The 14135-nt window shown below is 31.5% G+C and carries 15 protein-coding genes; 13 read left to right on the top strand and 2 right to left on the bottom strand.

Annotated elements, in window-relative coordinates; genetic code table 11:
- Window positions 1-2 precede the first annotated feature (2 nt).
- The 13 genes from EDD72_RS05005 to EDD72_RS04940 all read left to right on the top strand — a co-directional run bounded on the left by EDD72_RS05005 (window position 3) and on the right by EDD72_RS04940 (window position 13046).
- Complete coding sequence (locus EDD72_RS05005; protein ID WP_132767856.1) at window positions 3-827, top strand: flagellar hook-basal body protein; 825 nt, start codon at window positions 3-5, stop codon at window positions 825-827.
- 30 nt (window positions 828-857) lie between these two features.
- Entirely contained in the window at window positions 858-1121 is a 264-nt protein-coding gene (locus tag EDD72_RS05000) for a DNA-directed RNA polymerase subunit beta (RefSeq protein ID WP_132767854.1), read from the top strand.
- Between the two features lie 100 nt (window positions 1122-1221).
- The gene (locus tag EDD72_RS04995) at window positions 1222-1740 is read left to right on the top strand and encodes a CDP-alcohol phosphatidyltransferase family protein (RefSeq protein WP_132767852.1); all 519 of its coding nucleotides are present in this window, start codon (window positions 1222-1224) and stop codon (window positions 1738-1740) included.
- A 506-nt stretch (window positions 1741-2246) separates the two neighbouring features.
- Window positions 2247-2672, top strand: coding sequence for a 3-hydroxyacyl-ACP dehydratase FabZ (gene fabZ, locus EDD72_RS04990; RefSeq protein ID WP_132767944.1), 426 nt, complete (start codon window positions 2247-2249; stop codon window positions 2670-2672).
- An 87-nt stretch (window positions 2673-2759) separates the two neighbouring features.
- Complete coding sequence (gene murJ, locus EDD72_RS04985) at window positions 2760-4385, top strand: murein biosynthesis integral membrane protein MurJ (protein WP_132767850.1); 1626 nt, start codon at window positions 2760-2762, stop codon at window positions 4383-4385.
- Window positions 4386-4619: 234 nt separating this feature from the next.
- Window positions 4620-5612, top strand: coding sequence for a Gfo/Idh/MocA family protein (locus EDD72_RS04980; protein ID WP_132767848.1), 993 nt, complete (start codon window positions 4620-4622; stop codon window positions 5610-5612).
- A 17-nt stretch (window positions 5613-5629) separates the two neighbouring features.
- Complete coding sequence (locus EDD72_RS04975) at window positions 5630-6634, top strand: glycosyltransferase family 4 protein (RefSeq protein WP_207893644.1); 1005 nt, start codon at window positions 5630-5632, stop codon at window positions 6632-6634.
- Window positions 6635-6668: 34 nt separating this feature from the next.
- A complete protein-coding gene (locus EDD72_RS04970; RefSeq protein WP_132767843.1) occupies window positions 6669-7223 on the top strand; it encodes an acyltransferase in 555 nt (184 codons plus the stop codon).
- A gap of 27 nt (window positions 7224-7250) precedes the next feature.
- Entirely contained in the window at window positions 7251-8336 is a 1086-nt protein-coding gene (locus EDD72_RS04965; RefSeq protein WP_132767841.1) for a DegT/DnrJ/EryC1/StrS family aminotransferase, read from the top strand.
- Between the two features lie 12 nt (window positions 8337-8348).
- A complete protein-coding gene (locus tag EDD72_RS04960; protein WP_132767839.1) occupies window positions 8349-9377 on the top strand; it encodes a DUF354 domain-containing protein in 1029 nt (342 codons plus the stop codon).
- Window positions 9378-9397: 20 nt separating this feature from the next.
- Window positions 9398-10060, top strand: coding sequence for a sugar transferase (locus EDD72_RS04955; protein ID WP_243643778.1), 663 nt, complete (start codon window positions 9398-9400; stop codon window positions 10058-10060).
- A 135-nt stretch (window positions 10061-10195) separates the two neighbouring features.
- Window positions 10196-11134, top strand: coding sequence for an LCP family protein (locus tag EDD72_RS04950; protein WP_165894971.1), 939 nt, complete (start codon window positions 10196-10198; stop codon window positions 11132-11134).
- Window positions 11135-11723: 589 nt separating this feature from the next.
- Window positions 11724-13046: an oligosaccharide repeat unit polymerase gene (locus EDD72_RS04940; RefSeq protein ID WP_165894970.1), complete on the top strand. Its 1323-nt coding sequence runs from the start codon at window positions 11724-11726 to the stop codon at window positions 13044-13046.
- Between the two features lie 142 nt (window positions 13047-13188).
- On the opposite strand, the gene EDD72_RS04935 is transcribed toward EDD72_RS04940, so the two are convergent.
- Window positions 13189-13431: a hypothetical protein gene (locus EDD72_RS04935; protein WP_207893643.1), complete on the bottom strand. Its 243-nt coding sequence runs from the start codon at window positions 13429-13431 to the stop codon at window positions 13189-13191.
- 231 nt (window positions 13432-13662) lie between these two features.
- A complete protein-coding gene (locus EDD72_RS12820; protein ID WP_279388088.1) occupies window positions 13663-13893 on the bottom strand; it encodes an ATP-binding protein in 231 nt (76 codons plus the stop codon).
- Window positions 13894-14135 lie beyond the last annotated feature (242 nt).

The raw sequence follows: 14135 nt of genomic DNA, 5'->3' as shown, positions 1-14135 counted from the left end.
CTATGAATTTGTCGATCATTAACTCCCTTACTGGAATGCAATCCGTCCAACAAAAAATTGATACAATCGCAAACAATATCGCTAATATCAATACCAATGGGTATAAGAGCAGAGAAATTTTTTTTCAAGATATCTTATCGGCCCGAATGGAACAACCAGAGGAATTTCGTCTAAATGGCCGCCTTACTCCCTTAGGAATCGATGAAGGGGCAGGATCTAGAGTTGCATTATCAGTTACCCATTTTGATCAAGGACAACCCATCGATACGGGAGTTGCGACAGATTTGTTATTATTGGGTGAAAATATATTTTTTACTGTTTTATCACCTAATGATCAAATCACACGTTATACAAGGGATGGACATTTTTTCATCGATGGACAAGGCTATTTGGTAACCGCAGAGGGAGACTATGTGTTGAATCATAATGGCACTCCCATTCAAATTCCAAATGGAAGTTCATTAAAAGTAGATGCAATGGGTAAACTGATAACTGAGGATAACGGTGGACGAATCACAGACTTAGGGTACCTGCAATTAGCAAAAGTGAATTCTTTGCAATCGTTAGAAGAAGCAGGAAATAATTTGTATCAAGTTCCTGCTGAACTGTCCAATCAGGCGAATAATATCATCGAAAATTTGGACATGCAGAGTCCAAACAATCGAAACCTATTTTCGATTCAGCAAGGTAAGCTGGAAGGTTCTAATGTGGATCTTGCGAAGGAAATGGTGCAACTAACAGAAGCACAAAGACAATATCAGTTTCAAGCTAGGGCATTATCTTATTCCGATCAGATGATGGGTATGGCGACTCGTTTACGGGGTTAACTTTTTGAAAAAAAGGTTGTGAAAGAGGAAATGCAATCAGGACAAGGACAATACAAAGTACGCTCAAGATCTGAAAGGCATCAACTTGAAGCCAAAAAAGAAAAGCAAAATAAAGAAGTTAAACCAAGAACTAAGGCGAAGACCCATCAATTAGCATTATTACTCATGGTCGTAGCCATCATTGCACTTTTTGTAGGATCTATGATCGGCTATGGTGTTCTAGGAAAAGGGAATCCCTTACAAGTACTAAACCCAGGTACTTGGATTCATATATATCGATTAATTTTTGGTTAAATAACTTTCCTCAGTCATCTTCCGGTCGTTAAATATCAGAAGATGACTTTTTTCGTTGAAAGAATTTCTTCAACTTTGTCAACTTGTAGGAGGGGATGGAGTGAATCTACCCAATTTATTAACGACGATTCGCTTTTTCTTAATACCCTTATTCGTAATCGTTTACTTCTCAGGGCAAGAATTCGTTGCTTTTGGTGTTTTACTTTTAGCAGGTATTACGGATATTGCTGATGGCTATATCGCAAGGAAGCATAATTGGGTAACTGATATTGGAATTTTGCTAGACCCTTTAGCAGATAAATTAATGATGTTAACGGTGATCATATCTTTGCTCATTTCAGGTAAGATCTCGGTGCTTGTTGCGATTCTGATCTTTATTCGCGATTTTGGAATGATTGTAAGCTCCATCTTTTTTCATTTTCGTGGAAAAAAAACCGTCCCTGCCAATGCTTTAGGTAAAATGACGACCATTTTGTTTTATCTTGCGATCTTATTTATTATTTTTAAGTTCCCGTTTTATATGAAGTTTTTATGGTTTGTGGTTATTTTTGCTTTTTTTACATCGATGATTTATTTATTTGAATTTCGAAAGATGAATAGAAAGAATCAATCAAGATAGCGGCTGTACGATGATGTAGGGCTTATATGTTCGAAAACTCGCTCGCTAAAGCACACATAGGGCACAAGTCACGCTATGCAACTAAAGTTGCAAGTCGTGCTATGTCGCAGCTTTTAGAACATATAAGCCTAAGATACGAAAGAAATGGGATTGTATATTCCAACGCAGCTCCGTTGTCCGCCACTTTCTTTAATAATGATTAGGTAAGAAAGTGGCTACCAAAAGTCGCTGCTTATGGAATATACAATCCCGATATGGCCTGTATGTTCTAACGCTGCTCCTAACCTTACGGTTTTCCTTGAATAGGGAGTACGACATTTAAGGTGTCGCACTCCTTTATGTGAACCCTCCACCAACCAGGGCCGGTAGAGGGGGCACTATTTATTCTAATTCGCTTACTACAAAAATATGCGAAAAGTCAAGTTTTTAGAAATAGCAATTTATGGGAAAATAATGATGATAGAAAATTTATATAAATTTATAGCTGGTAGGAGTTGAAAATGCAAATGTTAGATATTAACCAAATTAAAGAAATTATCCCCCATCGTTACCCATTTTTATTAGTGGACAAGATCATTGAACTAGAAGAAGGAAAGAAAGCGGTAGGAATCAAGAATGTAACGGTAAATGAACCATTTTTCCAAGGCCATTTTCCTGAATACCCTGTAATGCCAGGAGTATTGATTGTAGAGGCATTAGCCCAAGTGGGTGCAGTGGCCATGTTGGTAAAAGAGGAGAACAAAGGCAAACTCGCCTTCTTCACAGGAATCGATAACTTCCGTTTTCGTGAGCAAGTAAAGCCAGGGGACACATTAACATTAACAGTGGAAGTCATACGGATCAAAGGACCAATGGGAAAAGGAAAAGCAACCGCTCAAGTTGGAGAAAAGGTTGTGGCCGAGGGCGAGATTATGTTTGCGATAGGGAAGTAAGATTTAGGGTATAACATTTAATGGAAAATTAAAATGTTAGGTCAAAAATATTAAAACAAATGATGAATGAAAATATAGGACTATTGAATGAAAATTAATGAAAATCAATTACAGAAATGGAATATAAACAAAAAACTTATACTAGGAAAAATAAAGGAGCAGAATATGCCTAGGAATGCAGTAAAAATTACCTTAGTAATAATGATAATAACAGCAATTAGTAGAGTATTAGGTTTTTTTAGAGAAATGGTCATTGCAGCGAAATTTGGTGCGGGAATTGAATCAGATGCATTTTTTATCGCATACATGATTCCAGGAACAATTTTTGCTGCAATAGCTACTGCAATAGGTACAACTTTTATTCCCATATATACAAAGAAAAATGGATTAAAAGAAAGGCTAGTATTTACGAATAATTTAATCAATATTACTAGTATAATAGCAATAATTATAACTATTATCTCAATGTTTTTCTCAAATTATCTTGTCTCAATTTTTGCACCTGGCTTTTCAGGGAGTGGCTTTGACCTTGCAGTTAAATTAACTAGAATAATGATGACGATGTTGCTCTTTTTAACGCTAAATTCAATTTTCGCTTCGATTTTACAAAGTCATGAGCGATTTTATATAACTGCTGGATTAGGAATTCCGTTTAACTTAATCATTGTAGGTTATTTAGTTCTCTATGGTAACTCTCTTGGGATTGCTGGATTAGCTTGGATTGTAGTTTTAGGAGTGATTGGTCAAGTCATTATTCAAGTACCTTCACTAATAAAAACAGGCTGGAGATATAAAGTGATTTTAAACTGGAAAGAAGAAGGTTTTCAACAAATCATTAAATTAGTTGGACCAGTTATACTTGGCGCTATGGTTGGTCAAATAAATGTTATTGTTGATCGAATGCTTGCATCTCACCTAGTAGAAGGAAGTATATCAGCTTTAAATTATGCAAACCGTTTAAATCAACTTTCATATGCAATTGTAGTGATGGCGATCGTATCAGTTTTATATCCCAGACTTTCTAAATTATTTGCTAGTAATCAAATTGATGCCTTTAAAATGACCACAATGAATGGTTTAGAATCTATGATTATTATTTTGCTTCCGATAACGGTAGGAGGGGGTATATTAGCAACACCTATTATACAATTATTATTTCAACGGGGTGCATTCGATAGTACAGCTACATCAATGACCTCTATAGCATTTGTCTATTATAGTATTGGATTAATTGGTTTAGGGATTAGAGAACTATTAAGTAGAGTTTTTTATTCATTACAAGACACAAAAACTCCAATGATAAATGGAATTATTGCTCTCGTAATAAATATTATCTTAAATTTAATATTAATAAAATATATGCAACACGCAGGTCTAGCTCTAGGATCTTCAATTAGTTTGTTAGTTGCAAGTTTACTTTTATACGGAGGATTAGCAAAAAAAATAGGAAAGCTAAATAATAAATATTTTACTATAAGTTTTATCAAAGCTATGGTTGCGTCTATGATTATGGCGATTTTTGTATATAAACTTTACTATTTTTATGATATTACAAAATACTCACTAATAATTCGTTTTGGCTGGTTATTATTATCGGTTTTATTTGGTGTTTTAATCTATCTCCTCGTTTCTTTACTTTTAAAGCAAAGACTGGTTCTTTTAACTTTTAGTAAAATTTTCAATAATAAAAAACCAAAAGCAGGTACGTTTTAAACTTTATTTCATTCTTTAATATTATTATTCATAATTTTGTAAATTGAAATATGTAGAATTTTGTGGAAAAATTCGTTATAATGTAAACTAGTGTAAAAAAATTACATTATTAATTAAAAAATTACCTTGAACTACAAGATAAAAGGAGTAGGCTGCTCAATTATTATAGAGCTTATTTTTTGGTTTGAAATTCCATTATAAATAAAATGGAATATTTATAGAGGGAGGATTAAAATGACCAAATTAAAAATTGGAGTCATCGGTGCTGGTTCAATGGGAAAAAATCATGTTAGGGTCTATGATAGACTTAAACATGATGTGGAATTAATAGGAATTTATGATGCTAACTTTCAACATTCAAGAAAAATAGCAAAAGATTTCAATACAGTACCATACGAAAATATGGAAGAACTACTTGCTGCCTGTGATGCTGTATCTATAGCTGTTCCCACATCACTACACTATGATATAGCGATGAAGGCATTAAATTTAAATACACATGTCTTAATTGAAAAACCGATAACTGTTCTACCAGAAGAGGCAAAAGAAATTATAGATTTAGCAAATAAAGAAGGTTTAATTGTACAAGTAGGGCATATTGAAAGATTCAATCCGGCTGTTAGAACGTTAGCAGAAATTTTAAAAGATCATAGAGTAATTGGTGTAGATATTCAACGAATGAGTCCTTATGATGGAAGAATTAGTGATGCTGATGTTATTCAGGATTTAATGATACATGATATAGATATTGTTTTAAGTCTATTTCCATCAAAGATAAAAGATGTACAATCATTTGGTAATATCATTTTCTCAAAAGATAAAATTGATTACGCAGTAGCCTCTTTACAATTAGAAAACGATATGATTATTAATCTTACAGCAAGTAGAGTTACACAAGAGAAGATTCGTAGAATTGGAATAACCACAGAAACTGCATATATTCAATTGGATTATATGGAAAAGAAAGTTTTACTTTCTCGAAAAACTAATATGATTGAGGGTAAGGATAAAACAATGACTTATAGGCAAGAAAATATCGTTGAAAAGGTTTATGTTCCTAATGAAGAACCCCTCCTTGTGGAACTACAAGCATTTATTGATAGTATTAAAAATAATAGTGTACCAGTTGTTACTGCTTATGACGGTCTTAAAGCGGTTGAAATGTCCGAAAGAATTAGAAAGCAAGTATATGATAGACTAAATACTTCTTTATTATTAACAAGATAATAAAGTTGGTGTTGGCATTGAAAATTCTACATTTCAACGATATTGCAAATGTATCTAGTACGTTAGTAGAGGCTTCCAAAAGCCATGGAATTTATTCTGAGATATACAGAATTCCATTAGGTAATTATAAAAAAACTTCTATATTAAGAAAGATTGCATTATTTATTAATAGACTAAAAGAAATTAGAAAGTTAAAAAAGTATTTTAAAGAAAATCACTTTTCAGTCCTACATATTCATTATGCGTATTTTGGAATATTGGGTATATTAACTAGAATACCTTATTATTTACATTGTCATGGTACAGATATAAGAGGAAATTTAAAGCACCCAATATTCAAATGGATCACTTTACTATCCTTAAAAAAGGCTAAAAAAGTCTATTTTAGCACACCGGACTTAGGAGAAGAAGTTTTAAGAATTCGGAAAGATGCTAAATTTATACCAAATCCTATTAATATGAATATGTTTTTTTTAGATACGAATCGTTCAAATGAAAAACAATTACATAGTAAGACGAAAGTTTTAGTAATAAGTAAGTTAGATCCTACAAAAGGAATAGAAATTGCAATTGAAACGATTAATCAGTTAGCTGCTAGATCTGATATCGAATTTACCATGTTTAATTTTGGTGTAGATCATATAAAATATTTAAACTTACTTCAAAACAGAGAAAAGATTAAATTCATCGATAAAGTTCCTTATTCGGAAATACCTAAATTAATAAGTGAACACGATATTGTTATTGGCCAGCTAAAGTTGGGTGCTATTGGAATGTCTGAATTAGAAGCTTTAGCTGTAGGAAGGCCAGTAATATGTAAGTTTGATTATGATGGATTTTATGATGAAATATCCCCTTTTATTAAAGTAAATAATTCAGAAAAATTATTAGAGGCGATTACCTACCTAGCAGATAACCCTGATATACGAAAAGAAATTGGTGTTCAATCGAGAATTTGGGTAGAAAAGAACCATGATTATAAAAAAGTTTTCGAAAAATTATACAATGATTATCTCTGCTAAATAACTTTATTTAATATACAAGGAGAAGACCGAAATGGACACAAAAAAAATTTTTATTCATCCATCAGCAGAAGTATCAGATCGAGCAAAAATAAGTGAAGGAACAAAAATTTGGAATCAGGCACAAATAAGAGAAGATGTGGAAATTGGGGAGAATTGCATAATCTCAAAAGATGTCTACATTGATAAAGGTGTTAAAATCGGCAATAGATGTAAGATACAAAATGGAATCTCTATTTATCATGGAGTCGAAATTGAAGATGATGTATTTCTTGGACCACATATGGTGTTTACAAATGATCTTTATCCAAGAGCTTATAATGATGAATGGATAGTAACCCCTACAAGAATAAAAAAAGGTGCATCGATCGGGGCAAATGCAACTATTGTTTGTGGTAACGAAGTAGGTAGATATGCAATGGTAGCCGCAGGGGCCGTCGTTACAAAAGATGTGCCAGACTATGCCTTAGTTGTAGGTAACCCAGCAAGAATTATAGGTTATGTTTGCGAATGTGGAAGGAAAATGGAACAAATTGAAGAAGATGTATACAAATGTAATACATGCAACACTACAAAAGTAATAAAATAAAATATTAAAAATATTGGAGGATTTATAATGATACCTATAGCTAAACCCCTAATATCTGATCTAGAAAAAAAACTAGTAATGGAAGTACTAGATAGTGGAGTAATAGCATCAGGAAAATACGTAGAACAATTTGAAGAAAAATTTGCCGACTATTTGAAAGTTAAGTATGCTGTTGCAACTTCATCTGGTACAACGGCGTTACACGCTGCAATTGAAGCTTTAAATCTTCCAAAGGACTCGGAAATTGTTACTACTCCCTTTACATTTATAGCAAGTAGCAATTCTATTTTATATAGTGGACTAAACCCAGTCTTTGTAGACATTGATGAAAAAACATTTAATATTGACCCGAATAAGGTAGAGAATGCTGTTAAAGAAAATCCTAAAATACGTGCAATCTTAGTTGTTCATTTATATGGTCTACCCGTTGATATGGATGCAATTATGGAAATCGCCAATCGATATGACCTAAAAGTAATTGAAGATTGTGCACAAGCTCATGGTGCTGAAATAAATGGTAAAAAAGTAGGGACTATTGGAGATGTAGCAACTTTTAGTTTTTATCCAACAAAGAATATGACAACAAGTGAGGGAGGAATGGTTGTAACAAACAATGAAGAAATCTATAAAAATACTAAACTTTTAATTAACCATGGCTCTCCTGAAAGATACAACCATACAATATTGGGTTATAATTACAGAATGACAAATATTAGTGCTGCTATTGGGTTAGGTCAACTCGAGAGACTTGATGAGTTTAATAATGCTAGAATTAAAAATGCAATGGCATTAAATGAAGGGTTAAAAGATATTGATTGGCTAGTTACACCGTATACTCCTGAACATTATAAACACGTTTACCATCAGTATACAGTTAAAGTATTAATCGATCGTGATAAAGTAATTCAAGCTTTACAAGATAACCAAATTGGCTATGGTATTCATTATCCAAAACCGCTACATAAACAAAAAGTATATACGGATAGGGGTTACGCTGGTCTAAGCTTACCAATATCTGAGAAGATGGCTGAGCAAGTACTTTCTTTACCTGTTCATCCAGCATTGAAAGATGAAGATATTGGTACAATTATTTCTGTTTTAAATAGTATTTAATGGAGGCTAGTAATGAGCAAAAATATATGGATAGATCTTACAAATTCACCACATGTTCTATTTTTTAAAGGTATCATTAAAGCCCTAATCGATCAAGGTCATAATGTAACCGTAACAGCTCGAGATTATGCACAAACTCTCCCGTTATTAGATGAATACCAAATAGATTATATTCATCTAGGAAATCATATGGGAAAAAACAAATTTAAAAAGGTACTGGGCTTATTTAAAAGAACGTTACAACTATATAGATTTTCAAAAGGTAAGTCATTTGATTTAGCATTAAGTATGGGATCAAATGATTTAGCCTTTGTTGCATTTTTAAGAGGAATTCCACATGTAACATCTTTTGATTATGAGTATGTTTTTGCACATAATATAAATTTTAGATTAGCAACAAAAATTTTAAAGCCATCTGTTATACCTTTTGAACGAATTAAAAAATATGGAGCAAAAAAGGAAAAAATTATCGATTTCAATGGGTTAAAAGAAGATTTTTATATCCATGAATATAATTATCAAGAAGGATATTTAGTGAAAAAATTAGGATTAGATCCTTCTAAGGTAGTTATAACGTATAGACCACCTGCAACTCAGGCACATTATCAACAAAACAACTACGATATTTCCATTAAATTATTAAAATATCTTTCCTCTAATGAAAATTGTTATATAATTGTTGTTCCAAGAACTAAAGATCAAATAGAATTTTTTAATTCTCTAAAATTACCGAATGTAATTATTCCAAATGAGGTTCTTGATGGATATAATTTGATCAACTGTTCTGATATTGTAATTAGTGCTGGAGGAACTATGAATCGTGAAGCTGCTGCTCTGCAAATTCCAGTATTTACAATTTATAAAGGTGGAATAATGGGGGCCGTTGACCAATACCTTATAAATAGTGGTAAAATGATAGAATTAAAATCAGAAGAAGATTTTGGTAAAATTAAATTTGTAAAAAGAAAAAAAGATTTTAAAAAAGATAAAAAAAATCAATTAGACTATATTCAGATATTAAAACAATATGAATTAATATAATATAAAAAGAGGGGAATATTTTGAGTAAGGTTAGCTATGAAACTCGAGCTACTACCGTTTCACAAATAAATACAAATTACTCCTTTTACATTTATGTTAAACGTACTTTTGATATTATCGTATCTCTTTTACTCATTTTATTATTTTTACCAATATTTTTAATTGTGGCAGTCTTAATCCGATTAGAATCAAAAGGGCCCGTTTTTTTTCTGCAAGAACGTGTAGGACAATTTGGAAATACATTTAAAATTATTAAATTTCGAAGTATGTTAGTTAATGCAGAGGAAATCTTGCCAACACTCAAGGAATTTCAAGAAAGAAAAGAAGTATATGTGAAAATGAAAAACGATCCAAGAGTAACAAAGATAGGATCTATCATTAGAAAACTGAGTTTAGATGAGCTTCCTCAGCTAATCAATGTTTTAAAAGGTGATATGAGTCTAGTTGGTCCTCGACCATTAATTCAAAGTGAGATAGAACATTGTACAAAGGAACAACTTGTTAGACTGAATGTGAAACCGGGTATTACGGGTCTAGCCCAAATTAGTGGAAGAACTGATGTAACCTTTGATCAGCTTCTTACTCACGATATTAACTATGTTAAGAATCAATCACTTAAATTAGACTTGATAATCTTATTGAAAACAATTCCCTATGTGATTTTAGGTAAAGGGGCATATTAAAAAATATTGTATAATTATAGTTAATTTTTATACAATAAACAATATTTTCCTTGAATGTAATTGCTTTTTTGTTTATTACTTTTTTGTTTATTAAAGGGGTGTCTATAAAAGGTTATTATAGAGGAGTAAATGGTCATGAGGAATAGAAAGAAAAAAAAGAAGAATAGTAAATGGATCAAATGGTCATTATTAACAATTATTGTCTTACTTTTAGGGACAATAGGATATACATATTTTAGAATTAATAATGCTATGAACAAAATATATAACCCAATTAATCGGGTCCATTCTGAGGTTGATACAGCTATCAAACCGGACTATGTAAAAACTTTTTTGGTACTCGGTTTGGATAAGCGACCAAATACTAATGATAAGGGTAGAACTGATGTTATAATGTTAATCGTTATGAATGATAAAACAAAAAAAATAACAATGGTTTCAATCCCACGAGACACATATGTGGAGATTGCCGGTAAGAACCGTAAAAGTAAGATAAATAGTGCATACGGTTTTGGAGTAGGTACTACAATTGCCACAGTTGAAAACTTTACTGGCATCCCTATAGATCATTATGTTTTATTCAACTTTAATGGTTTTGTGAAAGCAGTAGATGAAACCGGTGGACTTCGGTTAAACGTAGATCAACCAACTGCAGAGAAGATAAATAACCAATTTCCTGAAGTACATTTACCTTATGGTGACAATCAATTATTAAATGGTACACAAGCACTTTATTTTTCAAGGTTTAGACATGATAATAAGGGTGATTTTGGTAGAAACGATAGACAACAAGAAGTGCTTAAAGCATTTTTAGATCAAAGTAAAAATATACGGTCTCCATTGAAAATTAATAGTCTCCTTGATGTTCTAGGTGATGATGTACGTACGGATATGGATAAATCCACTATTTATAGCATTGCTTTTGATTTAAATAGTTATTCTAGTAAAAACGTCGAACAATTAAAATACAAAGCTACGACTGGTTCGATTGATGGTATTTCTTATGTATTTATCTCAGAGGAAGAGAAAGCGAGAATATCAGAGATATTAAAAAATAAGATGAGTGAGAATTAAAAGATTCTTATTTTTAAAAAGGTGAATTCAATGTATTATTAAATATATAAAATATATTATTTAATTAGTTAACAAATTAAATAATACAGTAAAGTCTTACTCAACTTTCGCACCCTAAATTAGGTAAACAAGCCTTGATATAATTAGGCAAAGTAGCTATCCAATGTTGTACTTGTTTGGTGTTAGTATAGTTTCATGGACACAACTTAGCTAAGTCCCTTACAATAAAAATTGGGAGAGGATGTGTCCGTGATGAAACGCAAGAAATATAATGATGATTTTAAAAAAACAATTGTCTTCATACGGATTTAGGTACACAATATACAAATGATGAGTTTGAACAATACGTAAAATCTCAAGGCATCACACAATTATTCATCCGCAAAGGCTGTCCTTATGACAATGCCTGTATAGAGTATTTCCTTGCGATTTTGAAGAAAGAAAAAGTCAATCATGTGCAATATCCAGACTATCATTCTGCCAAACTAGCCTTATTTCAGTTCATCGAAGGATGGTCAACAGAAAAAGAAACTTAACTATTTTGTGTTCAAAATATTGATTAAAATCCAGACTAATGGAGGCATTCTTGGTGAATCTTTTAAATGATATCAAATATAATATATTTTTTTTGGTACTTATAATATTAGTGTCAATAGCTTTAACCCAATATAGTACGGAATTATTATTATTATTCATGTTATTCTCTTTTTTATTTATTCTTTTAAGAATTAAAAAAATGGATCTATTAGTTAACCCCATTGTTTTATTTTTTTGGTTTGCTTTACTTTATATTTTCATTCCTTTTAGTAGGTTGCCAGATATTACATACGATGTTATATCTAAATTTAATATTAATATTCTTTATTTTAAACCAAATGTAATAACATTATTTATATATATATCTAGTCTAATTCTGTTAGTTTTATCTTTTATTATTGGATCTAGATTTAATTTTAAAAATTTACCTGATTATCATAAATTTACTAATAAGATTAGTAAATTGATAATCATTGTTTATCTTATTTCTGTTTTAGCTGTCTTTATCCAGTTATTTATATTACACGATATACCATTAATTAATGTATCCTCTAGATGGTTTCTTTCACCAAAACTTGTTTATCTTGCTTCCTTACAGATTATTTTGATACCTATTTTAAATGTAGTTTATCCTAGAAAAAAGAAAATAATTTTAGTGTTGTTATTGTTCTCTTTAATTCTATTATCATTATTAGGAGCTAGAAATCTCCCTATTAAACTTCTAATTGCTTTTTTCATCACTGAAACATATATTAATAAAAAAAATATATTTAAAATATCAATTTTTTTTACGATAGGTGTACTAGTTATTGCTTTTACTGTTGGAATACTTACAAAAAGTGGGATTTATGGGATGAAAACTTCTGCATTATTAGGCCTTGGTTTGTTTTATACTGATAGTATAGGCCCCTTATACAATCTACAAGAGATTATAGAAAAATCTGGTCCTTTAGGTTATTTTCATGGCAAATTACTTTTTGATACTTTATTTGGAATAATCCCTGGAACAAATTTCGAATATGCAAATTATCAAATCGGTTCTTTCTTAAATGGCAGACAAATGGTATATGTAGGCGGAAAGTTAATTAATAGGTCAGTTTCCTTAGCTCCAACCTTCATAGGAGCTAGTTATGCTGATTTTGGTTTTATTGGGGCGTATCTAAATGTTTTTTTCTATGGCACATTACTGGGTATCTTACATAATCTAGCAAAAAAGAATATATTCGCCATTCCTTTGTTAGCTACGATATTTTCATACTTATTAGTAGGTATAAATGTAGGTTGGTATGATCCAACACTATTTATATATATTATAGCTACTCTAATCATACTGTCTCTTTTGTTTTTAAAAGTAAAATGTTTTCCATACAAATAATTTCTTAAAATAACAATACAAAAGCAATTTTCCTAAGACGGTGTTAAATCCAATAGTTAAATCCCCAATATAGCCGGAATAAAATTAAAAACCATAGTGTCATAAGAGGAGCTATGGTTCATAATTACGATAAGGGATTTTTTCAAAAGATAAGAAAGCATCCTACTTTTTGTGAAGATTTGCTTTCACAAACTGCGCGAATATTTGACTCAGATCCTTTGAAATCATACTCATCTACTAATCTTCGATTAATTCTTGCAGCTGTATGTTTTTGTTTTTCCCAACGTATAAGATCATCTTCGAGCCATTGATCAATGATCGGTAATACACGTTTCGTCTCATCCGAATAATCCTTGATACCTTTATAGATTTTCTGCCGATTCAATGTAGTTGGGGGTTCATTTGTCTCTGGGATAACCCTTCTACCTAATGTAAAAATTTGATATTATGAAAAATAAGAAATTCCATTAAGTGTGGGTACAAGATTTTGATGCAATGGATGATGGAGACCTTTCGGTTCCACCTATGTTTACTAGTGAAAACTGTGGGGATGTTAATGTCAATCAAAAAGTTTACCACCCCGTTTAAATAAAAACCACTGATCAGTGGTCAATTTTTAATGTTCTTCTTGCAAACTTTGTTTAAAGCGGTAGCTATTTCCATTCATTGGGAAAATATATGCCCTATGAGTTAAGCGATCAATGAGGGCAGCTGTCATTTGCTCATCTCCAAAAACCTGGGTCCACAAAGAAAATTCACGGTTACTTGTAATAATCATGCTTCCACGTTCATATCTTTGTGAAAAGAATAGTAATAATTGTTCAGATCCTTTTTGGCTGTATGGAATATAGCCATTTGATATGGATAAGTGCTTCTTTAATTCACATACATACCTGCGAATCGTTGATTCGCCTCCAGAGAAATCATATTCATCAACTAATCGTTGATAGATTCTGCGGGCTGAGTGTTTTTGCTTAGGAAGAGCCTTTTCATCATCCTTAAGCCAAGAGATAATAATGTCCTTTACAGAATCAACGACAGGTTTTGGTTTAGGCTTTTCCGTTTGGTACCGTGGAATTTCTGTTGAAT

The organism is Tepidibacillus fermentans (assembly GCF_004342885.1).
Taxonomy (GTDB): Bacteria; Bacillota; Bacilli; order Tepidibacillales; family Tepidibacillaceae; genus Tepidibacillus; species Tepidibacillus fermentans.
Note: the sequence above shows the minus strand (reverse complement) of the source record. Positions and strands in the feature narration are given on the sequence as shown.

Excerpts from the sequence above, each read along its gene's own strand:
- EDD72_RS05005 (WP_132767856.1), top strand. The coding sequence starts at position 3 with ATGAATTTGTCGATCATTAACTCCCTTACTGGAATGCAATCCGTCCAA.
- EDD72_RS05000 (WP_132767854.1), top strand. The coding sequence starts at position 858 with ATGCAATCAGGACAAGGACAATACAAAGTACGCTCAAGATCTGAAAGG.
- fabZ (WP_132767944.1), top strand. The coding sequence starts at position 2,247 with ATGTTAGATATTAACCAAATTAAAGAAATTATCCCCCATCGTTACCCA.
- murJ (WP_132767850.1), top strand. The coding sequence starts at position 2,760 with ATGAAAATTAATGAAAATCAATTACAGAAATGGAATATAAACAAAAAA.
- EDD72_RS04980 (WP_132767848.1), top strand. The coding sequence starts at position 4,620 with ATGACCAAATTAAAAATTGGAGTCATCGGTGCTGGTTCAATGGGAAAA.
- EDD72_RS04970 (WP_132767843.1), top strand. The coding sequence starts at position 6,669 with ATGGACACAAAAAAAATTTTTATTCATCCATCAGCAGAAGTATCAGAT.
- EDD72_RS04965 (WP_132767841.1), top strand. The coding sequence starts at position 7,251 with ATGATACCTATAGCTAAACCCCTAATATCTGATCTAGAAAAAAAACTA.
- EDD72_RS04960 (WP_132767839.1), top strand. The coding sequence starts at position 8,349 with ATGAGCAAAAATATATGGATAGATCTTACAAATTCACCACATGTTCTA.
- EDD72_RS04950 (WP_165894971.1), top strand. The coding sequence starts at position 10,196 with ATGAGGAATAGAAAGAAAAAAAAGAAGAATAGTAAATGGATCAAATGG.